The following is a 21,918-nucleotide window of genomic DNA, read 5'->3' as shown; positions in this document are numbered from 1 at the left end:
GAGTTGCTGATGAAGAACATGAAGAAAATGGCGGGAGTCGGCCTGCTGGCCTGTGCGCTGATGCAAGGCGCCTGGGCCGGTGAGCCGGAAAGCTGCAAGCAGGTACGTTTCGCGGAAATCGGCTGGGCGGACATCTCCGCCACCACCGGCGTGGCCATGGTGCTGACCGAAGGCCTGGGCTACAACCCGCGCAAGATCATGGCCTCGGTGCCGATCGCCTTCACCGGCGTGAAGAACAAGCAGATTGACGTCTTCCTGGGCTACTGGGCGCCGTCGATGGATGCGGTGATCGAGCCCTTCACCAAGGACAACGGCGTGAAGGTGCTGCCGACCGCCAACCTCGAAGGCGCCAAGTACACCCTGGCCGTGCCCACCTACGCGGCCGAAGCCGGCCTGAAGAGCTTCCAGGACATCGCCAAGTTCAAGGACCAGCTGGGCGGCAAGATCTACGGCATCGAGCCGGGTAACGACGGCAACCTGCTGATCGACAAGATGATCAAGGGCAACCAGTTCGACCTGGGCAGCTTCCGCATGGTCGAGTCCTCCGAGGCCGGCATGCTGGTCCAGGTGCAGCGCGCCATCAAGAAGAAGGAGCCGGTGGTCTTCCTCGGCTGGGCCCCACACCCGATGAACACCCAGTTCGACATCACCTACCTCTCCGGCGGCGATGACGTGTTCGGCCCCGACTACGGTGCCGCCAAGGTCTACACCGTGGTACCGCCGGACTACGAGGCCCGCTGCGGCAACGTCGGCAAGCTGCTGAACAACCTGCAGTTCAACGTCGAAATGGAAAGCCAGCTGATGGAGAACATCCTGAAGAAGGAAGACCCGATGAAGGTCGCCACCACCTGGCTCAAAGCCAACCCCGCCGTGCTCGACAAGTGGCTCGCCGGCGTCACCACCTTCGACGGCCAGGACGGCGCCGCCGCCGTCAAGAAGCACCTCGGTCTCTGACTTCCCTTTCCGCCACCGTGGCCGCCCGGCCACGGTGCGCGGACTCGCCAAGCCCGCCCAAGAACGGGTTCAGGCCTCCAACGTAGCAATGCTGCCAATCCCACCTGATGGAGCAATACGTATGCGAAAGCTGAAGTCCCTGTGTCTGCAATCCATCGGCATCGCCGCCCTGGCCCTTGGCCTCGGTACGGCCCATGCCGCTGACAAACCCACCCTGAAGATCGGCTACGTCAACGGCTGGGACGACAGCGTCGCCGCCACCCATGTCGCCGGCGAAATCCTCAAGGAACGGCTCGGCTACGGCGTCGACCTCAAGCCGGTGGAGCCCGCCATCATGTGGCAGGGCGTGGCCCGGGGCGACCTGGATGCCACCCTTTCGGCCTGGCTGCCGGCCACCCACGGCGAGTACTACGAGAAGCTCAAGGACAAGGTGGTCGTCCTCGGCTCCAACTACAAAGGGGCCAAGATCGGCCTCATCGTGCCGGACTACGTCCAGGCCAAATCCATCGAAGACCTGAACACCTACAAGGCCGATTTCGACGGCAAGATCACCGGGATCGACGCCGGTGCCGGCGTGATGCGCCGCACCGAGGACGCGATCAAGCAATACAACCTGGACATCAAGCTGATGCCCAGCTCCGGCCCGGCCATGGCCACCGCCCTGACCCGCGCCGAGAAAGCCCAGAAGCCCATCGTGGTGACCGGCTGGATCCCCCACTGGATGTTCGCCAAGTGGAAGCTGCGCTTCCTGGAAGACCCGAAGAAGGTCTTCGGCGATGACGAACACGTCGACACCGTGGTCAACCCGGGCCTGGAAGCCAAGGCCGCCGATGCCACCGCCTTCCTGAAGAAGTTCTCCTGGAGCGGCGAGGAAGTCGGTGCCGTGATGCTGGCCATCCGCGAAGGCGCCAAGCCGGAAGAGGCCGCCAAGGCCTGGATCGCCAAGAACCCGCAGCGCGTGGAGGAGTGGCTGAAGTAAGCCGCGCCACGCTCGCCCAAGCCCCCGCCGGCCCTGCCGTCGGGGGCTTTTTCATGGGCCGTGCCCCAGCGCCTGGATGCCCTGCAGGGCAAAACCGCCCCATCACCGGGCACCTCGGCCCCTTCCCGCCTGCGACGACGACGCTGATTGATCAATCAATTAATTACGCCCTAGACTCCGCCTTCCCGATACCCACACAAAATGGTGGAAATCCCCGATGCCCAAGGTCGGAATGCAGCCGATCCGCCGCTCGCAACTGATCCATGCCACCCTCGAGGCCGTCGACAAGGTCGGCATGGCCGACGCCAGCATCGCCTACATCGCGCGCCTCGCCGGTGTTTCCAACGGCATCATCAGCCACTACTTCAAGGACAAGAACGGCCTGCTCGAGGCCACCATGCGCCACCTGATGCAGGCCCTCAGCACCGCCGTGCGCGAGCGCCGTGCCGCCCTGGTGGACGGCAGCCCGCGCGCCCACCTGCGGGCGATCATCGAGGGCAACTTCGACGACAGCCAGGTCAACGGCCCGGCCATGAAGACCTGGCTGGCCTTCTGGGCCGCCAGCATGCACCACCCCTCCCTGCGTCGCCTGCAGCGGGTCAACGACCACCGCCTCTATTCCAACCTGTGCTGCGAGCTGCGCAGGGTGCTGGACGTCCAGACCGCGCGTGCGGCCGCCCGTGGCCTGGCCGCGCTGATCGACGGGTTGTGGCTGCGCAGCGCCCTCTCCGGCGACGTCGACACGCGGCAGTCCCTGCACATCGCCTACGACTACCTGGACCAGCAACTGGCCAAGGCCGCCCGCTGACCCCGTTTCCCGCGCTACCCAACGACGCGCTACCCGCCTGAAACAAAAACGCCCCGGGGCTTCCCCCAGGGCGTTTCGTATTGCGGGCCGATCAGACCGGGCCGGGCACCGACACCGGTGAGCGTCGTTCCAGGGCTTCGCCGTCGAGGTCGGCGCGCATCGCCTTGAGCAGGGCGAACATGTACAGCAGCAGCACCACCGAGAACGGCAGCCCCGCCAGCACCACCACCGTCTGCATGGCGGTGAAGTTGCCGGCGAACAGCAGGCCGATGGTCACCAGGGTGATCACCACGGACCAGAAGATGCGCAGCCAGTTCGGCGCGTCCTCGTCCAGCTCGCCGCCCTTGCGGGACAGGTTGGCCAGCATCACCGAGCCGGAGTCGGCCGGGGTGAGGAACAGCACGAAGCCCACGCAGATGGACAGGCCGATCACCACCTTGGCCATCGGGTAGTGCTCCAGCAGCAGGTAGATGGACATGGACGGCTGCTCCAGCGCGGCCTTGCCCAGCTCCACGGCGTTCTGCTGCATCACCAGGTCCAGGGCGCTGTTGCCGAACACCGACAGCCAGGCCAGGGTGAAGCCCAGCGGGATCAGCATCACCCCGCACACCAGCTCACGGGCGGTACGGCCACGGGAGATACGGGCGATGAACATGCCGACGAAGGGCGCCCAGGAGATCCACCAGGCCCAGTAGAACAGGGTCCACAGGCCCATCCAGGCTTCGCTCTTGCCGCTCTGGCCGGTGTAGACGTAGAGGTCGAAGGTCTTCAGCACCAGGCCGTTGAGGTAGTCGCCCAGGTTCTGCACCAGGCTGTTGAGCAGGTGCAGGGTATTGCCCGCCAGCAGCACGAACAGCAGCAAGCCGCTGAACAGGATGATGTTCAGGTTGGACAGCCGGCGAATGCCCTTCTCGATGCCCGACACGGCAGCCAGGGTCGCCACCAGGCTCATCACCAGGATCACCGCCAGCAGCGCGGTCTGGCTGTGGGGGTAGCCGAACAGGTACTCCAGGCCGGAGGAGACCTGCAGCGAGCCGATGCCCAGGTTGGTCACCAGGCCCAGCAGGGTGACGAAGATGCCGAAGCAGTCCACCGCATTGCCCACCGACCCCTTCATCAGGCGTTCGCCGAACAGCGGGTAGAGCGCCGAGCGCAATGCCAGCGGCTGGTTGTGGCGGTAGGCGAAGTAGCCGACGGCCAGGCCCACCAGCGCATAGATCGCCCAGCCGTGCACACCCCAGTGGAGGAAGGTCAGCTGCAGCGCCTGGCGTGCGGCGTGCTGGGTACCGGGCTCGCCTTCCGGCGGGTTGTAGAGGTGATCCAGCGGCTCGGACGCCGCGAAGTACAGCAGCGAGATACCGATGCCCGAGGAGAACAGCATCCCCGCCCAGGCGCCGTAGCTGAAGTCCGGACGCTCGCCGTCCGCCCCCAGGCGCAGGTTGCCGTAGCGGGAGAAGGCCACGTAGAGGACGAAAAACAGGTAGGCACCGATCGCCAGCATGTAGTACCAGCCGAAGCTGCGGGACAGCCAGGCCTGGGCCTTGCCGAGCCAGAGGCCGGCCTGTTCGGGGAAGAGGATCAGCACGAGGGTGAGCAGCAGGATCGACGCCGTCGATCCGAAGAACACCACGGGATTCAGCCGCGGCTGCACGCCGTGGCCGTGGTGGGAAGAGGCGGTACTCATGGACAGCAGAGCTCCAAGGCAGTTAAGGCACGCGCCTGTCGGCGCAACCACAGACCCGCGCCGCCCTGCCCGACCCGCTCATGAACCCCGGCGAAGCCTCTGCATTGCGGCCTGGACAGGGTGCGGCGAACTGCCGCACATCGGTCCATGACGCGCAGCTTATTCTTTGTTGTTTGAACGTTCAATAAAAATAAAGTAGGCTCGTTTTCACCCTGATCGGGCGGCCCTTTGCCGTCCTGGAATCACGAGAAAGGGGTGCACAAAGGCACCCCGCCTTGCGTAACGAGACCTGAGAGGACGATCCCCATGGCCCGATTCGAAGAACAGAAGCTCTACATCGGCGGTCGCTACGTCGAAGCCACCAGCGGCGCCACCTTCGAGACCATCAACCCCGCCAATGGCGAAGTCCTGGCCAACGTCCAGCGCGCCAGCAAGGACGACGTCGAGCGCGCCGTCGCCAGCGCCGTCGAGGGCCAGAAGGTCTGGGCCGCCATGACCGCCATGCAGCGCTCGCGCATCCTGCGCCGTGCCGTGGACATCCTCCGCGAGCGCAACGATGAGCTGGCCGCGCTGGAAACCCTCGACACCGGCAAGCCCCTGGCCGAGACCCAGGCGGTGGACATCGTCACCGGCGCCGACGTGATCGAGTACTACGCCGGCCTGATCCCCGCCCTGGAGGGCGAGCAGATCCCCCTGCGCGAGACCAGCTTCGTATATACCCGCCGCGAGCCGCTCGGCGTGGTCGCCGGCATCGGTGCCTGGAACTACCCGATCCAGATCGCCATGTGGAAATCCGCCCCGGCCCTGGCCGCCGGCAACGCCATGATCTTCAAGCCCAGCGAAGTCACCCCGCTGACCGCCCTCAAGCTGGCCGAGATCTACACCGAAGCCGGCGTGCCGGACGGCGTGTTCAACGTGCTCACCGGCAGTGGCCGTGAAGTCGGCCAGTGGCTGACCGAGCACCCGCTGATCGAGAAGATCTCCTTCACCGGCGGCACCGCCACCGGCAAGAAGGTCATGGCCAGCGCCTCCAGCTCCTCGCTGAAGGAAGTGACCATGGAACTGGGCGGCAAGTCGCCGCTGATCATCTTCGACGACGCTGACCTCGACCGCGCCGCCGACATCGCCGTCATGGCCAACTTCTTCAGCTCCGGCCAGGTCTGCACCAACGGCACCCGCGTGTTCGTGCCCAAGTCCCTGGCTGCAGCCTTCGAAGCCAAGGTGGTCGAGCGCGTCAAGCGCATCCGCCTGGGCAACCCGGAGCAGGCCAGCACCAACTTCGGCCCGCTGACCAGCTTCGCCCACATGGAAAGCGTGCTCGGCTACATCGAGGCCGGCCGCAAGGAAGGCGCGCGCCTGGTGATCGGCGGTGAGCGCGTGACCGAAGGCGAGTTCGCCAAGGGCGCCTATGTGGCCGCCACCGTGTTCGCCGACTGCACCGACGACATGACCATCGTCCGCGAGGAAATCTTCGGCCCGGTGATGAGCATCCTCACCTACGAGACCGAAGACGAAGTGATCCGCCGCGCCAACGACACCGACTACGGCCTGGCCGCCGGCGTCGTCACCCGCGACCTGGCCCGCGCCCACCGCGTGATCCACAAGCTGGAAGCCGGCATCTGCTGGATCAACACCTGGGGCGAGTCCCCCGCCGAAATGCCGGTGGGTGGCTACAAGCAATCCGGCGTCGGCCGCGAGAACGGCATCACCACCCTGGCCCACTACACCCGCATCAAGTCCGTGCAGGTGGAGCTCGGCGACTACGCCTCGGTGTTCTGAGCCCAGCCCCCGCAAGCCTCAAGCGACTCGGCTGCAAGCCCGCGCGCCGCACACGGTGCGGCCCGGCGCTTGTAGCCCGCAGCCCATCCGGAGGATGACCCATGGAATTCGACTACATCATCGTCGGTGCCGGCTCGGCCGGTAACGTACTGGCCACCCGCCTGACCGAAGACGCCGACGTCAGCGTCCTGCTGCTGGAAGCCGGCGGCCCCGATTACCGCTTCGACTTCCGCACCCAGATGCCCGCCGCCCTCGCCTACCCGCTGCAGGGCCGCCGCTACAACTGGGCCTACGAGACCGACCCCGAGCCCTACATGAACAACCGCCGTATGGAATGCGGGCGCGGCAAGGGCCTGGGCGGTTCCTCGCTGATCAACGGCATGTGCTACATCCGCGGCAACGCCCTGGACTTCGACAGCTGGGCCAAGGCCCCGGGCCTGGAAGACTGGACCTACCTCGACTGCCTGCCCTACTTCCGCAAGGCCGAGACCCGCGACATCGGCCCCAACGACTACCACGGCGGCGACGGCCCGGTGAGCGTCACCACGCCGAAGAACGGCAACAACCCGCTGTTCCACGCCATGGTCGAGGCCGGCGTGCAGGCCGGCTACCCGCGTACCGATGACCTCAACGGCTACCAGCAGGAAGGCTTCGGCCCCATGGACCGCACCGTCACCCCGGAAGGCCGCCGTGCCGCCACCGGCCGTGGCTACCTGGACCAGGCGCGCAACCGCCCGAACCTGACCATCGTCACCCACGCCCTGACCGACCGCGTGCTGTTCAGCGGCAAGCGCGCCATCGGCGTCGACTACCTCAAGGGCGACAGCGACCAGCGCATCACCGCCCACGCCCGCCGTGAAGTGATCGTCTGCAGCGGCGCCATCGCCTCGCCGCAACTGCTGCAACGCTCCGGCGTCGGTCCCAGCGACCTGCTGCGCGGCCTCGACATCCCGGTGGTGCATGACCTGCCCGGCGTCGGTGCCAACCTGCAGGACCACCTCGAGCTGTACCTGCAGTACGCCTGCAAGGAGCCGGTCTCCATCTACCCGGCCACCAAGTGGTGGAACCAGCCGGCCATCGGTGCCCAATGGCTGTTCCTCGGCAAGGGCCTGGGCGCCAGCAACCAGTTCGAGGCCGGTGGCTTCATCCGCACCCGCCCCGAGTTCGCCTGGCCCAACATCCAGTACCACTTCCTGCCGGTGGCGATTAACTACAACGGCAGCAAGGGCGTGCAGGAGCACGGCTTCCAGGCGCACATGGGCTCCATGCGCTCGCCGAGCCGCGGCCGCATCCACGTGAAGTCCCGCGACCCGCGCCAGCACCCGAGCATCCTGTTCAACTACATGTCCCACGAGCAGGACTGGCAGGAGTTCCGCGACGGCATCCGCATCACCCGCGAGATCATGGCCCAGCCGGCCCTCGACCCCTATCGCGGGCGCGAGCTGAGCCCGGGCGCGGACAAGCAGACCGATGCCGAGCTGGACGAATTCATCCGCAACCACGCCGAAACCGCGTTCCACCCCTCCTGCTCCTGCAAGATGGGCACCGACGACATGGCGGTGGTGGATGGCCAGGGCCGCGTGCACGGCATGGAAGGCCTGCGGGTGGTGGACGCGTCGATCATGCCGGAGATCATCACCGGCAACCTCAACGCCACCACCATCATGATGGCCGAGAAGATCGCCGACAAAATCCGCGGTCGCCAACCGCTGCCACGCAGCACCGCCGCGTACTACGTGGCCGGCGACGCCCCCGTGCGCACCGAGCCGCAGCGCAAGGCCAGCTGACCCCGACGCCCGCCACGGCACGGCCGTGGCGGGCAACGGATGACAGTCTTCTCCTACAGGCCTAAAGTCCCCGGGTCATCCTCTTGAGGATTCCCATGCCCGGCTCCCACCCCCTCGATCCCCGCACCGCCCGCCTGCTGCCCTGGCTCGTGGCCATCGCCTTCTTCATGCAGGCCCTGGACGGCACCATCCTCAACACCGCCCTGCCCACCATGGCCCGCGACCTCGCCGAGGACCCGCTGCGCATGCAGTCGGTGGTGATCGCCTACATGCTCACCGTGGCCCTGCTGATCCCCGCCTCCGGCTGGCTGGCAGACCGCTTCGGCACCCGCCGGGTGTTCCTCGGGGCGGTGCTGCTGTTCACACTCGGCTCGCTGTTCTGCTCCCTCTCCACCACCCTCGGCCAACTGGTGGTGGCGCGGGTGGTGCAAGGCCTGGGCGGCGCATTGATGATGCCCGTGGGCCGGCTGATGGTGCTGCGCAGCTACCCGCGCACCGAGCTGGTGCGGATCATGAGCTTCGTCACCCTGCCCGGCCTGCTCGGCCCGCTGATCGGCCCGACCCTTGGCGGCTGGCTGGTGGAATACGCCACCTGGCACTGGATCTTCCTCATCAACCTGCCGGTGGGCCTGCTCGGCGCCTACGCCGCCGGGCGCTTCCTGCCGGACCTGCGCAGCAGCGGCCCGGTGCGCCTGGACCTGCGCGGCTTCCTGCTGTTCGGCACGGCGATGGTGCTGATCACCATCGCCCTGGAAGGCCTGGGCGAACTGCACCTGCCCCACGTACGGGTGATGCTCCTGCTGTTCGCCGGCATCGCCTGCCTGGCGGCCTACTGGCTGCACGCCATGCAGATCGAGCGGCCGCTGTTCCCGCCCTCGCTGTTCCGCACCCGCACCTTCGCTGCCGGCATCCTCGGCAACCTGTTCTCGCGCCTGGGCAGCGGCGCCCTGCCCTTCCTCACCCCGTTGCTGCTGCAGGTGGCGCTGGGCTTCAGCCCGGCCCAGGCGGGCATGACGCTGATCCCCCTGGCGCTCTCGGCCATGCTCGCCAAACCCCTGGCCAAGCCACTGCTGGACCGCCTCGGCTACCGCCGCCTGCTGCTGGGCAACACCGCCCTGCTCGGTGGCCTGATCGCCAGCCTGGCCCTGGTGGACGCCAGCACGCCCTACCCGGTGCTGCTGGCCCAGCTCGCCGCCCTCGGCGCGGTCAACTCGATGCAGTTCACCGCCATGAACACCGTGACCCTGCTGGACCTCGACGACCAGCAGGCCAGCAGCGGCAACAGCCTGCTCTCGGTGGTGATGCAGCTGTCCATGAGCCTCGGCGTCGCCGTGGCCGCCGCGTTGCTCGGCGGCTTCGGCAAGCCCGACGCCCAGAGCGTGCTGGAGGCCTTCCAGGCCACCTACCTGTGCGTCGGCGTGCTGACCCTGATGGCGGCGGCGATCTTCCTGCAGTTGCCCGCCGACAGTGGCCGCGCAGTCCGCCCGGTGGACGACGGCGGCCACTGAAACCCCGCCGCCGGTCGCCAACGGCCGGCGGTGATGACTCTTCATCCTGCTAAACTGCGCGCCCAGATGACCCACCAGGCCCCCTCCGTGAGCACCCTACCCTTCAGCAGCCTTCCCCTGTCCGCCGCCATGCAGGCCAACCTCGAGGCCCTCGGCTACCGGGAGACCACGCCCATCCAGGCCCTCGGCCTGCCCGTGATCCTCCAGGGCCGCGACCTCATCGCCCAGGCCAAGACCGGCAGCGGCAAGACCGCCGCCTTCGGCATCGGCCTGCTGGAAGGGCTCAACCCGCGCTTCTTCGGCTGCCAGGCCCTGGTGCTGTGCCCCACCCGCGAGCTGGCCGACCAGGTGGCCAAGGAACTGCGCCGGCTGGCCCGCGCGGCCGACAACATCAAGATCCTCACCCTGTGCGGCGGCATGCCGCTGGGCCCGCAGATCGGCTCCCTGGAGCACGGCGCGCACATCGTCGTCGGCACCCCGGGCCGTGTGCTGGAGCACCTGCGCCGGGGCAGCCTGGTGCTCGACGGCCTGCGCACCCTGGTGCTGGACGAGGCCGACCGCATGCTCGACATGGGCTTCATCGAGGCCATCGAGGAAGTCGTCAGCATGGCCCCGGCCAAGCGCCAGACCCTGCTGTTCTCCGCCACCTACCCCGACGGCATCGGCCGCCTGGCCTCGCGCTTCCTGCGTGATCCGCAGCGGGTCGAGGTGGAGTCGCGGCACGACGACCAGCAGATCGAGCAACGCTTCTTCGAGATCGACCCGCGCCAGCGCTTCGAGGCCGTGGCCCACCTGCTCATGCACGTGCGCCCGCAGTCCTGCATCGCCTTCTGCCAGACCCGCCAGCAGTGCCAGGAGCTGGTGGAACACCTGCAGTCCCTGCGCATTTCGGCACAGAGCCTGCACGGCGAAATGGAGCAGCGCGACCGCGACCAGGTGCTCACCCTGTTCGCCAACCGCAGCCTCTGCGTGCTGGTGGCCACCGACGTCGCCGCCCGTGGCCTGGACATCGCCGGGCTGGAAGCGGTGATCAACGTCGAGCTGTCCCGCGATGCCGAGGTGCACATCCACCGCGTCGGCCGCAGCGGCCGGGCCGGGGAAAAGGGCCTGGCCCTGAGCCTGGTGGCCCCGGCCGAGGCCAGCCGCGCCTCGGCCATCGAGGCCCTGCAACAGGCGCCGCTGAACTGGCAGCGCCTGGATGAACGGGTGGTGAAGAATCGCGAGCCGCTTCTGCCGCCTATGGCTACGCTGTGTATCAGTGGAGGGCGCAAGGACAAGGTTCGCCCCGGGGACATCCTCGGGGCACTCACCGGCGAGGCTGGAATTCCCGGTACGCAGGTGGGCAAGATAGCCATCTTCGACTTCCAGGCCTTCGTGGCCGTGGACAGGAGCATCGCCCGCCAGGCGCTTCAGCGTCTTGCGGAAGGCCGTATCAAGGGGCGTGCCTTCAAGGTGCGCCTCCTCTAGCGACACCCCGGAACGGATCGATCGAAACACAGCGCTGGCGACAACGTGCCCGTCGTCGAGGCAATGGAGCAAGTAGTGCGCAACATTCTGGTCATCGAAGACAGTCCGCTGGTCCTGAAGATCCTGGAGCACCTGTTCCGCCAGGAGCCGGACCTGCAGCCGCTGTTCTGCGCCAGCATGGCCGAGGCCGAGGTGCTGCTGGAAACCTCGGCCGCGCTGTTCTTCGGCGCCATCGTCGACCTCAACCTGCCCGACGCGCCGGACGGCGAAGTGGTCGACCTGGTGCTGCGCCACGCCGTGCCCTGCATCGTCCTCACCGGCTCCTACGATGAGCAGCGCCGCGACAGCCTGCTGCTCAAGGGCGTGGTGGACTACGTGCTCAAGGAGAGCCAGCACTCCTACGAGTACGCCTTCCGCCTGCTGCACCGCCTGGAGCGCAACCGTGGCGTGAAGATCCTCGTGGCCGAGGATTCCGACGCCACCCGCAAGTTCGTCCGCCGGGTGCTGACACCGCACCAGTACCAGGTGATCGAGGCCTGCGACGGCGACGAAGCCCTGCGCATCCTCCAGGAGCAGACCGACATCGACCTGCTGCTGGTGGACCACGGCATGCCCGGCATCAGCGGCTTCGAACTGGTGAAGACCCTGCGCCAGAAGATGCGCCGCAACGAGCTGATCATCCTCGGCCTGTCAGCCGACACCAAGGGCTCGCTCAGCGCCATGTTCATCAAGCACGGCGCCGACGACTTCCTGCGCAAGCCCTTCTGCACCGAGGAGCTGAACTGCCGGGTGATGTTCAGCCTGGAGCGCCGGGACATGCTCAAGGCCCTGCGCCAGGCCGCGCTGTACGACTCGCTCACCGAGCTGTTCAACCGCCGCGCGTTCTACGAACAGTGCGCCGAGCGCCTGCAGCAGGCCCGGCGCAACAGCCAGCCCATCAGCGTGGCGATGATCGACCTGGACTTCTTCAAGCGCATCAACGACGACTACGGCCACGCCAGCGGCGACACCGCCCTGGTGATGTTCGCCAAGGTGTTCCGCCACAGCTTCCCCGATGCCGTGCTGGGCCGCCTGGGTGGCGAGGAGTTCGCCCTGCTCAGCGACGCCGACGGGGCCACCGTGCAGGCCACGCTGGACCAGCTGCGACGCAACTGCGCACGGCTGCGCTATGCCAACGAGGCACCGCCGCTGTCGTTCAGCGCCGGGGTCTACCACGGCGAGCCGGAGGAGCTGGAAGCGCTGCTGCAAAAGGCCGACCAGCGCCTCTACGAAGCCAAGAGCCAGGGGCGCGGGCGCACCCTGCTCTGACCCTCTTCACGTCCTTGCTGCACCAGGCGCTCAGAGCCCCTGCCCTTCAAGAATGCGCTGGTAGGTGCCGTCCTCGCGCATCCCTTGCAGGGCCCGGTTGAAGCGCTCCACCACCTCGCGGTGCTGGGGCAGGCTGCGCCGCACGAGGATCGCCAGATTGTTCTCCGACAGCGGCTGCGGCAGGAACTCCAGCTCATCGCGGATGCCCTTGAGCTCGCGGCCGAAGTGATAGCGGGCTACCAGCTCGTCCTCCAGGGTCAGGTTCACCCGCCCCGCCGCCACCATCCGCGCGCCCATCTCGAAGCCCACCACCGGCACCCGTTTCAGGCGGGTGTCCTGGTCGAAGGCCGGCGAATAGGCGTAGCCGCGCACCACCGCCAGGCTGTAGGGCAGCAGGTCGTCCAGGTTCGTGTAGCGAAGGCCGCTGCCGCGTCGCTGCACGAAGCGGATGCGGTTGACCAGGTAGGGCTCGGAATAGAGGCCGTAGACGGCCCGGGCATCCTCGTACCAGGCGCTCACCACCACGTCGTAGTCACCGGTCTGCAAGCCCCGCAGCACCCGGGCCCAGGGCACCTCCACATACTTAGTGGCGTAGCCGGCACGTTGCAGCGCGGTCTCCACCAGTTGCACGGCCACGCCATTACCCGGCATGCGCGCATCGGTGAAGGGCGGCCAGACGTCGCCGACCAGCCGCAGCGGGTCCGCGCGCAGGCCGGCCGCACCCAGCAACGAGAGCAGGAACAGCAAGCGAAGGGTCTTGGTCATCGAAAGTCCCACTTCCTGGCAGGGACGGCAGCACGCCATTGAGCCGCCCTCTCAGGGTAGACCGACGCGGGCAGGTGCGCCGCCCCCGGCATGCCCACCGGCGCCAGCCGCTGCACAAACGCGGCATGTCGCTGTAACCCGCCTCGCCCGGGAAACATCCAAGCGGTAACCTCAGGCGTGCCGCTCCGTACGGCAGCCGTCCCGAATCGCCAGCTCACAAGGCCGCCATGCCCGCTACCTCGTTCAGCCACTCCCTGCGCCGCCTCTGGGCCCAGGACAAGTTCAGCTACAGCCTGCGCGTGTCCATCGCACTGACCGGCAGCATGGCGCTGTGCTGGTCCCTGGACCGGATGGACGCCCTCATCCCGCTGTTCCTCGGCATCATCGCCAGCGCCCTGGCGGAAACTGACGACAGCTGGCAAGGACGTATCCAGGCGCTGCTGGTGACCCTGGGCTGCTTCAGCATCGCCTCCCTGTCGGTGGAGCTGCTGTTCCCCTACCCCTGGCTGTTCGTCGCTGCCCTGGCCCTGGCCAGCTTCGGCCTGACCATGCTCGGCGCCCTCGGCGAGCGCTACGCCACCATCGCCTCGGCGACGCTGATCCTGTCGATCTACAGCATGATCGGCGTCGACCAGCGCAACGGCGTGGCCGACGACCTCTGGCGCGAGCCGGCACTGCTGGTGAGCGGCGCCGCCTGGTACGGCCTGCTCTCGGTGCTCTGGCAAGCGCTGTTCACCCACCAGCCGGTGCAGCAGAGCCTGGCGCGGCTGTACCGCGAGCTGGGGCAGTACCTCAAGCTCAAGTCCAGCCTGTTCGAGCCCCTGCGCGAGCTGGACGTGGAGGCCAAGCGCCTGGAGCTGGCCCAGCAGAACGGCAAGGTGGTGAGCGCGCTCAACGCCGCCAAGGAAATCATCCTGCACCGGGTCGGCAACGCCCGGCCGCGGCCCAAGGTCAGCCGCTACCTGAAGCTGTACTTCCTGGCCCAGGACATCCACGAGCGCGCCAGTTCCTCCCACTACCCCTACAACCAGCTGGCCGAGGCCTTCTTCCACAGCGACGTGCTGTTCCGCTGCCAGCGCCTGCTGCGCCAGCAGGGCGGCGCCTGCCAGGCCCTGGGCCAGGCCATCCAGATGCGCCAGCCGTTCGAGTACCACGACGGCACCCAGGCCCTGCAGGACCTGCACCGCTCCCTGGAGCACCTGCGCATCCAGAGCAACCCGGCCTGGCGCGGCCTGCTGCGCTCGCTCAACGCCCTGGCCAGCAACCTCTCCACCCTGGACCGGCTGCTGACCGACGCCAGCAACCCCGACGCCCTCGCCGACGCCCAGGACAGCAGCCTGCTGGACCGCTCGCCCAAAGGGCTGAAGGACGTCTGGGAGCGCCTGAAGCAGAACTTCACCCCCACCTCGGTGGTGTTCCGCCATGCCCTGCGCATGGCCATCGCCCTGTCCGCCGGCTACGGCGTGCTGCACCTGATCCACCCGAGCCAGGGCTACTGGATCCTGCTGACCACGGTCTTCGTCTGCCAGCCCAACTTCGGCGCCACGCGGCGCAAGCTGGTGCAGCGGATCATCGGTACGGTGATCGGCCTGGCCCTGGGCTGGGCGCTGTTCGACCTGTTCCCCAGCGCCCTGGTGCAATCGATGTTCGCCGTGGTGGCCGGGGTGATCTTCTTCACCAACCGCGCCACCCGCTACACCCTGGCGACGGCGGCGATCACCCTGATGGTGCTGTTCTGCTTCAACCAGATCGGCGACAGCTACGGCCTGTTCGTGCCGCGCCTGGTGGACACCCTGCTGGGCAGCCTGATCGCCGCCCTGGCGGTGATCTTCATCCTCCCCGACTGGCAGGGGCGCGGGCTGCACCGGGTGGTCTCCACCACCCTGGTCTACAACGCCCACTACCTGCGGCAGATCCTCCAGCAGTACGCCAGCGGCAAGCGCGACGACCTGGCCTACCGCCTGGCCCGGCGCAACGCCCACAACGCCGACGCGGCGCTGTCCACCACCCTGGCCAACATGCTCATGGAACCCGGGCACTTCCGGAAGGACGCCGACATGGGCTTCCGCTTCCTCGTGCTGTCCCACACCCTGCTCAGCTACCTCTCCGCCCTGGGCGCCCACCGCAGTGCCGAGCCGCTGGTGCTGGAGCCGACCCTGGCCGAGGCCGGCGAATGCATCGCCGCGACCCTGGAAGCCATCGCCGCCGCCATGGCCCAGCGCCAGCCGGTGGCCATCCACAGCGACAGCGAAGAGGCCCTGGCCAAGACGCTGGAGCAGCTGCCGGACGACATGGACGAGCGCGTACGCCTGGTGCAGACCGAACTGGCCCTGATCTGCCGCCAGCTCGGCGCACTGCGGACATTGGCGGGGCATCTGGCGGGTGGGGCGAAGACGGAGTAGCGGAGCGCACTCCCCTGAACCTGTGGGAGCGAATTCATTCGCGATACGGCCCGAAGGGCCGCCAGGCACTCACAGCCACATGGCATCCCAATGCGGGTAATCACCCAGGCGTTTCACCAAACCAGCCCTCAGCGGGTTCGCCACCACATAGCGCGCAACCGGCAACAGCTCGCTCTCGCGCCGCAACGCCCGGTCATGGAAACCCGGCTGCCAGACCACACTGCGTTCTCCCATCAACAGCCCCAGATGCCTGGCCGTACGCCCCTTCAAGACCTTGACCACTGAAGACAACGACACCGGTGCATCGAGCCGCATCAACCAGTGGAAGTGATCGGGCATGACCACCCAGGCCAATGAATACGCCAGCTCGAGGCGCTGCAGGCGCCTCAACTCGCCGACCAGCAACCGGGCATGGCCGAAGTGGGCGAAGAACGGGCGTCGATCAGCGGTTGTCGCGGTAACGAGATAGACCCTGCCGAGTTGGGAAACACGCCCCTTGCGCAGATCACGGCTGCCCACGAGCCTCTCCTCTTCCGGTGGAAAGAACGGACTCTAGCCAGGCAAGGGCCGTTCGGTCGCAAGGGTGAGCGCCGGAAACATCGGATCAGTGGGTAGGACGGCTATCGCACGCCGGAAGCCATCGGTGCTCATACCCTCGCGAATGAATTCGCTCCCACAGGGCCCTCCTCCTGTGCACCCTCGCTTTGCGCCATCAACACCTTCACCCGCTCGCCCACCTTGCGCACGGCGGCTTCCTGGGCGGCGCTGGGGCGGGGGGCGTAGTTCATGCGCAGGCAGTTGCGGTACTTGCCGGAGGCGGAGAAGAGGCTGCCGGGGGCGATCTGCACCCCGTCCTGCAGCAACTCGCGGTTGAGGCGCAGGGTGTCGAAGCCGGCCGCCAGTTCCACCCACAGCATGAAGCCGCCCTGGGGGCGGCTGACGCGGGTGCCCTCGGGGAAGTACCTCATCACCCAGTCGATCATCTGGTCCCGGCCCTGCTGGTACTGGGCACGCATGCGCCGTACGTGGGGCTCGTAGGCGCCACTGGCGATGAACTCGGCCAGTGCCAGCTGCGGCTGGGTGGCGGTGGCGCCGGAGGAGATGTACTTCATGTGCAGCAGGCGGTCGAAGTAGCGCCCGGGTGCGATCCAGCCCATGCGCAGGCCCGGCGCGACGGTCTTGGAGAAGGAGCTGCAGAGCAGCACGCGGCCGTCCTCGTCGAAGGACTTGATGGTGCGCGGACGCGGGTAGCGGTAGGCCAGATCGCCGTAGACGTCGTCCTCGAGGATCGCCACGTCGTAGCGCTGGGCCAGCTCCAGCAGGGCGCGCTTGCGGGCCTCGGGCATGATGTAGCCCAGCGGGTTGTTGCAGCTGGGGGTGAGCTGGATGAGCTTGATCGGCCACTGCTCCAGGGCCATCTCCAGCGCCTCCAGACTGATGCCGTTGAGCGGGTCTGTGGGCAGTTCCAGGGCCTTCATGCCGAAGCCCTTCAAGGCCTGCATGGCGCCGTGGAAGCTGGGCGAGTCCACCGCGACGATGTCGCCGGGCTGGCACACGGTGCGGATGGCCGTGGAGAGCGCCTCGTGGCAGCCGGTGGTGATGATCAGGTCGCTGGCGGGGATGCGGCTGCCGCTGTCCAGCAGCAGCCGCGCGACCTGTTCGCGCAGCGCCTGGGAGCCCTGCAGGCTGTCGTAGTACAGGCCGCCGAGGTCACTGCGCCGGGCCGCCTGGGCCAGGTTGCGCAGCAGCGGGCGCAGGGTGGGGCTGGTGATGTCGGGCATGCCGCGCCCCAGTTGCACCAGGCCGTCCCGCGCGCCACGGCGCACCAGCTCCAGCAGGTCGCTCCACTGCGACACCTCCACCGGCCGCTGGGCGGCCCGCGCCACGGCGGGCAACTCGGGCATCTGCCGGCGCAGGGAAACGAAGTAGCCGGACTTGGGCCGGGGCTCCGCCAGGCCCTGGTCCTCCAGCACCCGGTAGGCCTGCTGCACGGTACTGAGGCTGACGCCGTGCTCCTGGCTCAGGGCGCGCACCGAGGGCAAGCGGTCGCCAGGGCGGTAGTAGCCCTGCTCGATGCGCTCGCCCAGGGTTTCGGCGAGCTGGCTGTAGAGCGTCATGCTGTTCTCCCTGGCGACTTACGTGTAGCCGCCGACCATACAGATTCGCCGTCGATTGTGGATTCAGATGCCGAAGCCGGCAATCTGTATGAAGAAAATTCCACAGCCTTGAATCTGTATCGAACACGACCTGCCACCGGACAATGGCTCCGCCCCCAGAAAACACCAGGAGTCCGGAGATGAGCGGCTTGAGCGATGTACGGCTGACCCTTCACCCACAGGAACTGATACAGGCCGGCGAACGCGCCGCCACGTCGGTGCGGCTGTCCGGCAGCCCCTGGCAGCGCTTCTGGCTGCGCCTGTCGACCCGCAAGGCGCTGCTGGAGCTGGACGAGCACGCGCTGAAGGACATCGGCCTGACCCGCGCCCAGGCGCTGGAGGAAGGGCTCAAGCCGTTCTGGCGCGGCTAGTGGCTCACCCCAGGCGGAAGCGCGAGGTGTTGTCGTGCAGGGCCTGGCTGCCCAGGCGCAACTGCTCGGCCACGCTCTGCACCGAGCGTGCCCCGCCCAGCAGCAGCGCGGCGGCCTGGTCCACCTGCTGGATGTTGCCGCTGACCTCGTCGGCGGTGGCGGCCTGCTGTTCGGCGGCGGTGGCAATCTGCGCCAGGCGGTCACTGACCCGCTGCACGGCGTCGGCAATGCCCGACAGATCGTCGCCCATGCTCAGCACGCTGCCGACGTCCCCCTCGGCCTGGCGGTAGGCGGCCTCCATCAGCGCCACGGCCTGGCTGACCACGCCTTGCAGGCTGGAGACGGTGTCACCGATCTCCTGGGTGGAGTCCTGGGTGCGCTGGGACAGGCTGCGCACCTCATCGGCCACCACGGCGAAGCCCCGGCCCTGTTCGCCGGCGCGGGCGGCTTCGATGGCGGCGTTGAGGGCCAGCAGGTTGGTCTGCTCGGCAATGCCCTTGATCACGTCCACCACACGGTTGATCTGCTGGGTCTGGTCGCGCAGTTGCTGCAAGGCCGTGACCGTCTCGCCGAGGCGGCCGCTCAACTCGCGCATGCTGGCCCCGGTACGGGCGCTGCGCTGGTTGCTCTGCATGGCGATCTGGCGGGTCTGCTGGGCGTCGGCAGCGGCACCTTCGCAGCTTTCCGCCACCGTCTGGGCCGTGGCGGCCAACTGATGCGCAGCGGCGGCGATCTGGCTGACCTGGCCTTGCTGCTGCTCCACCGAGACGAGGGTTTCCTCGGCCTGGTCGTTCAATTGGCGCACGGTACCGCCCAGTTGCTGGCTTTCGCGATTGACCCCGTCCAGGGAATTGCGCAGCTGCACCAGCGCGGCGTTGAGGGCCTCGGCGATCTGCGCCAGGTCGTCACGCCCATGCACGGCGGCGCTGACCCGCAGGTCCCCCGCACGCAGGCCTTCGGCGGCCTCGGTGATGGCGGTAGTGCCCCGACGGATCGCCGCGTTCAGGCACAGCAGCATGTACAGCGCCAGCAGGGTCAGCACGGCGAAGCCACCGATCACCTGGGCCATGCTGGCCAGGGCCTCGCCACGGAACACGCCAAGGCGCAGACGCAGCCGCTCGTCCAGCGCCACCTGCAGGGCCGTGAGCTGGCGCTCGGCCTGCTCGGCCTGGCTGATGAAGTCCGCCACTTCGAGGGTGAAGGGGTTGGCGTCGAACATGCCCTTGTCGACAGCGGCGAGATAACCCGACAGGGCCTCTTCGGCCTGGCCGAACGGTCCGTCGAGTTCGGTGTTGGGCAGGCCCTTCCCGGCAATGGCTTCACGGGCCTTGCGCAACTGGCGGACGGAGTCGTCGAGGGCGCGGCGCAGGTCACGCACGCCGACCCGGCTCTGCAGGGTGAAATGCCGGGAGACCACCGCGCCATGGGCGCTGGCGACGAAGTTGCCGAGCAGCTCGCGGGTGCGCGGCTGCACATAGGTGACCTGCTCCATCATCAGGTAGGTGTCCATCACCGGATCGAGGATCAGCCCGGTGCTGGTGGCCACCTGCTCGCGCAGGGACTGCAGGCTCTGCAGCACCGCCTGGTAGCGGTCCAGGGCATCGGGCAGGGCGACGCTCGCCAGCGCCTGGGGGCGGATGGCTTCGCTGCGGCTCTTCAGTTCGTCGAACAGCGCGCGGTTGGCCCCTTCCAGTGATTCGGCCTTCAGCTGCGCGTCGACCTTGTCCAGCATCGCCTCCAGTTGCCCGGCACGTTGCTCCAGGGTGGCCTTGGCTGCGACCTCGGTGCCTTTCCAGCGTGCCAGCAGGGTGCGCTGAGCAATGGTCTCGTTGAGGGCATCGTCGAGGACGACGATCACCCGCAGGCCGCTGAGCTCGCCGTCGATCAGCGCCAGGCGCTCCTGATAAGTGCCGGCGATGATCCACAGGGCATAGCCCAGGGGCAGGATGAACAGCAGGAACAGGATCTGGAACTTGCGGGCGAAGCTGAACCCCTCGAGGAGGCGGACACCCGGGCTGAACAGTGCGTTCATGACGAGACCTCTCTGAATCCGGTCGGCCCCTGGCCGTGGTCGTACAAGAGGCGCTCCGGCCATCAAGCCCCGCGACGGCTCCTTACGCGGGACCGGGCATGCCAGGCGGCATGCCGTGACTCAATGCAGCAGCGACTCCATCCGCTGGATCTCTACCCGCTGGCTGGCCACCAGGGCCAGGCCGTTGCCGCTGGGGTCCAACGCGTTCTGCGGTGGCAGCAGCTTGCGGTAGGCCGCCAACTCCACGATAGGCGGCAATTGGGCAGTGGGCCCGTTTTCACGGATCGCGTGGTAGAGCCCGAGGTTGACCAGGTCCACCAGGCCGATGCCGGGCCCCGGGGATTCGCCCCATAGCCCAGCACCACGCACCACCTCGATGTAGCTCTGGTCCACCGCCCACTTCTTCAGCACCACCACCCCCAGCGACTTGCCGTATTCCCGGCACAGGCGGTTGTAGAGCTCGGTGGCGGGCACCTGGTCAGCCGCCTTGAACGCGGAAAGGATGGCCATGGCGCCCACCTCACTGAGGATAGTCGCCAACAGCACATGCTCACCGGAAACATGACCGAGCAGGCGCCCCAGCACGGCACTGATGGCCGCGCGACGGGCCAGACGGTGCCAGGTGTCGAGGAACAGTTTCTTGTGCGCCGGGCTGTGCAGCGGGAACAGGCTCTTGATGCTGTGGACCATGGTGATGCGGTCCACCTCCAGCATGCCCAGCTGGCGGATGACCTCCTCCAGGCTCCTGGGCGGCGGTGTGCCGCGCAGGCGGGCGCTGGAGGCGTGCTTGACCAGGGTGGCGCTCAGTGCCGGGTCCTTGCTGATGGCCCGGGCCAGGGAGCCGGTGGTGGCGTTGGGATCGGCCAGGGCACGGCGGATCTCCATGGTGATCATGGGCAGGCTGGGCAGCTGTTCCTCGCCATTCATCAGCTGGGAAACCAGCTTGCGGTAGATCGAATAACCCGACTCTTCAGTACTCACCGATGTTCCTCACGTGGCCCTTTGCCATTCTAGCCAGCCGCCGGAGGCCCACACAGTGGGGCGACGCACGTTATTCGGGCACCTGGACACCAGCCTCGGCCGCCATGCGGGCGAAGCGGCCGTCTTCCAGCAGGCGCTGGAAGGTCTCGTCGAAACGGTCCTTGAGCGCCTCGTAAGGCTCGCGCCGGGGGAAGGCGAAGTAGCCATCCTTGCTGTCGATGGCCGGCTGCAACTGGACCAGGCTGCCGGCCGGCAGGGCTTCGATCCAGGGGCGGGAGTTGCGCTCGTTGGTGGCCAGCAGGTCGATGCGCCCGTGCTGCAGCATCAGCAGGGCATTGCCCACACCCTCGACGCTGCGCAGGTCGAGGTGGGCACGGGCATGGTCGAAGCGGTCGCCGTAGACCCAGCCACGGATCGCAGCGACCCGCTGCCCCTGCAGACGCGCGTAGTCACCGCCCCATTCGAGGGGCTGGTCGCTGCGGGCATAGAACACCAGGCGGTCGCGGTAGAAGGCGTGGCGGGTGAAGAGCATGCGCATTTCCCGCTCGGGGGTGCGGTAGGGGCCGACGAGGATGTCAGCGCGGCCTTCGGCGACCATGAGCTGGGCGCGGGCCCAGGGATACAGCTCGAAGCGCACGGTATCGCCCATCTCGCCCAGCACCACGCGCAGCAGATCGGCGCCCAGGCCGATGAAACGGCCCTGGCCATCCTGTTCGTACAGTTGCGGGAAATCGGTGCCGACGGCCAACCATTCCCGGGCTTGGGCCAGGGGGCAGAACAGCAGGCACGACAACACCAGACCGGGCAACCAGGACGTGCGCTTCATGCCTAAGGGAATCTCGCAGAGGGACAGCGTCAGAGCCTAGCAGGCTTTACGCCCTCGTCAGGCAGTTGCGTCAGCCTCTCTCAGAAAGCCCCTACAACCGGCGCCCTAGCG

17 protein-coding genes are annotated in these 21,918 nt (G+C 67.7%); 10 read left to right on the top strand and 7 right to left on the bottom strand.

The genetic code is table 11. The features are described from left to right. The first annotated feature begins 9 nt into the window (after window positions 1-9). The 3 genes from BM198_RS01650 (at window position 10) to betI (ending at window position 2,741) form a co-directional block, all read left to right on the top strand. Complete coding sequence (locus tag BM198_RS01650) at window positions 10-954, top strand: choline ABC transporter substrate-binding protein (protein ID WP_074967283.1); 945 nt, start codon at window positions 10-12, stop codon at window positions 952-954. A 121-nt stretch (window positions 955-1,075) separates the two neighbouring features. After that, window positions 1,076-1,933 carry a glycine betaine ABC transporter substrate-binding protein gene (locus BM198_RS01645; RefSeq protein WP_044409239.1) on the top strand — a complete coding sequence of 286 codons (858 nt, stop codon included), beginning with the start codon at window positions 1,076-1,078 and terminating at the stop codon, window positions 1,931-1,933. A 217-nt stretch (window positions 1,934-2,150) separates the two neighbouring features. Next, window positions 2,151-2,741: a transcriptional regulator BetI gene (gene betI, locus BM198_RS01640; RefSeq protein ID WP_044409242.1), complete on the top strand. Its 591-nt coding sequence runs from the start codon at window positions 2,151-2,153 to the stop codon at window positions 2,739-2,741. 91 nt (window positions 2,742-2,832) lie between these two features. Here the strand turns inward: betI and BM198_RS01635 are convergent, their stop codons facing one another. Then, a complete protein-coding gene (locus BM198_RS01635; RefSeq protein WP_044409272.1) occupies window positions 2,833-4,368 on the bottom strand; it encodes a BCCT family transporter in 1,536 nt (511 codons plus the stop codon). A gap of 363 nt (window positions 4,369-4,731) precedes the next feature. Between BM198_RS01635 and betB the strand changes: the two genes are divergently transcribed. From betB to BM198_RS01610, 5 genes are all read left to right on the top strand, one after another. Next, window positions 4,732-6,204, top strand: a complete 1,473-nt coding sequence (betB, locus tag BM198_RS01630; RefSeq protein ID WP_074967281.1) for a betaine-aldehyde dehydrogenase — start codon at window positions 4,732-4,734, stop codon at window positions 6,202-6,204. A gap of 101 nt (window positions 6,205-6,305) precedes the next feature. Then, window positions 6,306-7,991 (top strand): choline dehydrogenase, encoded by a 1,686-nt coding sequence (gene betA / locus BM198_RS01625; protein WP_044409248.1) that lies wholly within the window; start codon window positions 6,306-6,308, stop codon window positions 7,989-7,991. Window positions 7,992-8,086: 95 nt separating this feature from the next. Continuing rightward, complete coding sequence (gene mdtD, locus BM198_RS01620) at window positions 8,087-9,499, top strand: multidrug transporter subunit MdtD (RefSeq protein ID WP_074967279.1); 1,413 nt, start codon at window positions 8,087-8,089, stop codon at window positions 9,497-9,499. Window positions 9,500-9,565: 66 nt separating this feature from the next. Further along, window positions 9,566-10,966: an ATP-dependent RNA helicase DbpA gene (gene dbpA / locus BM198_RS01615; RefSeq protein WP_394328315.1), complete on the top strand. Its 1,401-nt coding sequence runs from the start codon at window positions 9,566-9,568 to the stop codon at window positions 10,964-10,966. A gap of 75 nt (window positions 10,967-11,041) precedes the next feature. Beyond that, window positions 11,042-12,274, top strand: coding sequence for a GGDEF domain-containing response regulator (locus BM198_RS01610; protein WP_074967277.1), 1,233 nt, complete (start codon window positions 11,042-11,044; stop codon window positions 12,272-12,274). Between the two features lie 30 nt (window positions 12,275-12,304). Here the strand turns inward: BM198_RS01610 and BM198_RS01605 are convergent, their stop codons facing one another. Continuing rightward, window positions 12,305-13,039 carry a substrate-binding periplasmic protein gene (locus tag BM198_RS01605; RefSeq protein WP_074967275.1) on the bottom strand — a complete coding sequence of 245 codons (735 nt, stop codon included), beginning with the start codon at window positions 13,037-13,039 and terminating at the stop codon, window positions 12,305-12,307. Between the two features lie 227 nt (window positions 13,040-13,266). Between BM198_RS01605 and yccS the strand changes: the two genes are divergently transcribed. Continuing rightward, on the top strand, window positions 13,267-15,441 hold the full coding sequence (gene yccS, locus BM198_RS01600) for a YccS family putative transporter (protein ID WP_074967273.1): 2,175 nt from the start codon (window positions 13,267-13,269) through the stop codon (window positions 15,439-15,441). A 69-nt stretch (window positions 15,442-15,510) separates the two neighbouring features. Here yccS and BM198_RS01595 read toward each other — a convergent pair whose 3' ends face one another. Together BM198_RS01595 and BM198_RS01590 are read right to left on the bottom strand one after the other, a co-directional pair. After that, the gene (locus BM198_RS01595; RefSeq protein ID WP_074967271.1) at window positions 15,511-15,960 is read right to left on the bottom strand and encodes an REP-associated tyrosine transposase; all 450 of its coding nucleotides are present in this window, start codon (window positions 15,958-15,960) and stop codon (window positions 15,511-15,513) included. Between the two features lie 128 nt (window positions 15,961-16,088). Beyond that, entirely contained in the window at window positions 16,089-17,558 is a 1,470-nt protein-coding gene (locus BM198_RS01590) for an aminotransferase-like domain-containing protein (RefSeq protein WP_074967269.1), read from the bottom strand. A 179-nt stretch (window positions 17,559-17,737) separates the two neighbouring features. Between BM198_RS01590 and BM198_RS01585 the strand changes: the two genes are divergently transcribed. After that, window positions 17,738-17,968 (top strand): DUF1127 domain-containing protein, encoded by a 231-nt coding sequence (locus BM198_RS01585; protein WP_074967267.1) that lies wholly within the window; start codon window positions 17,738-17,740, stop codon window positions 17,966-17,968. A gap of 4 nt (window positions 17,969-17,972) precedes the next feature. Here BM198_RS01585 and BM198_RS01580 read toward each other — a convergent pair whose 3' ends face one another. From BM198_RS01580 to BM198_RS01570, 3 genes are all read right to left on the bottom strand, one after another. After that, on the bottom strand, window positions 17,973-20,000 hold the full coding sequence (locus tag BM198_RS01580) for a methyl-accepting chemotaxis protein (RefSeq protein ID WP_074967265.1): 2,028 nt from the start codon (window positions 19,998-20,000) through the stop codon (window positions 17,973-17,975). Window positions 20,001-20,120: 120 nt separating this feature from the next. Further along, window positions 20,121-20,981, bottom strand: coding sequence for an HDOD domain-containing protein (locus BM198_RS01575; RefSeq protein WP_074967262.1), 861 nt, complete (start codon window positions 20,979-20,981; stop codon window positions 20,121-20,123). A gap of 70 nt (window positions 20,982-21,051) precedes the next feature. Beyond that, on the bottom strand, window positions 21,052-21,807 hold the full coding sequence (locus tag BM198_RS01570; RefSeq protein ID WP_074967260.1) for a substrate-binding periplasmic protein: 756 nt from the start codon (window positions 21,805-21,807) through the stop codon (window positions 21,052-21,054). Between the last annotated feature and the right edge of the window lie 111 nt (window positions 21,808-21,918).

The organism is Metapseudomonas otitidis (assembly GCF_900111835.1).
Taxonomy (GTDB): domain Bacteria; phylum Pseudomonadota; class Gammaproteobacteria; order Pseudomonadales; family Pseudomonadaceae; genus Metapseudomonas; species Metapseudomonas otitidis.
Note: the sequence above shows the minus strand (reverse complement) of the source record. Positions and strands in the feature narration are given on the sequence as shown.

Excerpts from the sequence above, each read along its gene's own strand:
- yccS (WP_074967273.1), top strand. The coding sequence starts at position 13,267 with ATGCCCGCTACCTCGTTCAGCCACTCCCTGCGCCGCCTCTGGGCCCAG.
- BM198_RS01585 (WP_074967267.1), top strand. The coding sequence starts at position 17,738 with ATGAGCGGCTTGAGCGATGTACGGCTGACCCTTCACCCACAGGAACTG.
- BM198_RS01590 (WP_074967269.1), bottom strand. The coding sequence starts at position 17,558 with ATGACGCTCTACAGCCAGCTCGCCGAAACCCTGGGCGAGCGCATCGAG.
- dbpA (WP_394328315.1), top strand. The coding sequence starts at position 9,566 with ATGACCCACCAGGCCCCCTCCGTGAGCACCCTACCCTTCAGCAGCCTT.
- BM198_RS01650 (WP_074967283.1), top strand. The coding sequence starts at position 10 with ATGAAGAACATGAAGAAAATGGCGGGAGTCGGCCTGCTGGCCTGTGCG.
- BM198_RS01605 (WP_074967275.1), bottom strand. The coding sequence starts at position 13,039 with ATGACCAAGACCCTTCGCTTGCTGTTCCTGCTCTCGTTGCTGGGTGCG.
- betA (WP_044409248.1), top strand. The coding sequence starts at position 6,306 with ATGGAATTCGACTACATCATCGTCGGTGCCGGCTCGGCCGGTAACGTA.
- BM198_RS01645 (WP_044409239.1), top strand. The coding sequence starts at position 1,076 with ATGCGAAAGCTGAAGTCCCTGTGTCTGCAATCCATCGGCATCGCCGCC.
- betB (WP_074967281.1), top strand. The coding sequence starts at position 4,732 with ATGGCCCGATTCGAAGAACAGAAGCTCTACATCGGCGGTCGCTACGTC.
- mdtD (WP_074967279.1), top strand. The coding sequence starts at position 8,087 with ATGCCCGGCTCCCACCCCCTCGATCCCCGCACCGCCCGCCTGCTGCCC.
- BM198_RS01570 (WP_074967260.1), bottom strand. The coding sequence starts at position 21,807 with ATGAAGCGCACGTCCTGGTTGCCCGGTCTGGTGTTGTCGTGCCTGCTG.
- betI (WP_044409242.1), top strand. The coding sequence starts at position 2,151 with ATGCCCAAGGTCGGAATGCAGCCGATCCGCCGCTCGCAACTGATCCAT.
- BM198_RS01580 (WP_074967265.1), bottom strand. The coding sequence starts at position 20,000 with ATGAACGCACTGTTCAGCCCGGGTGTCCGCCTCCTCGAGGGGTTCAGC.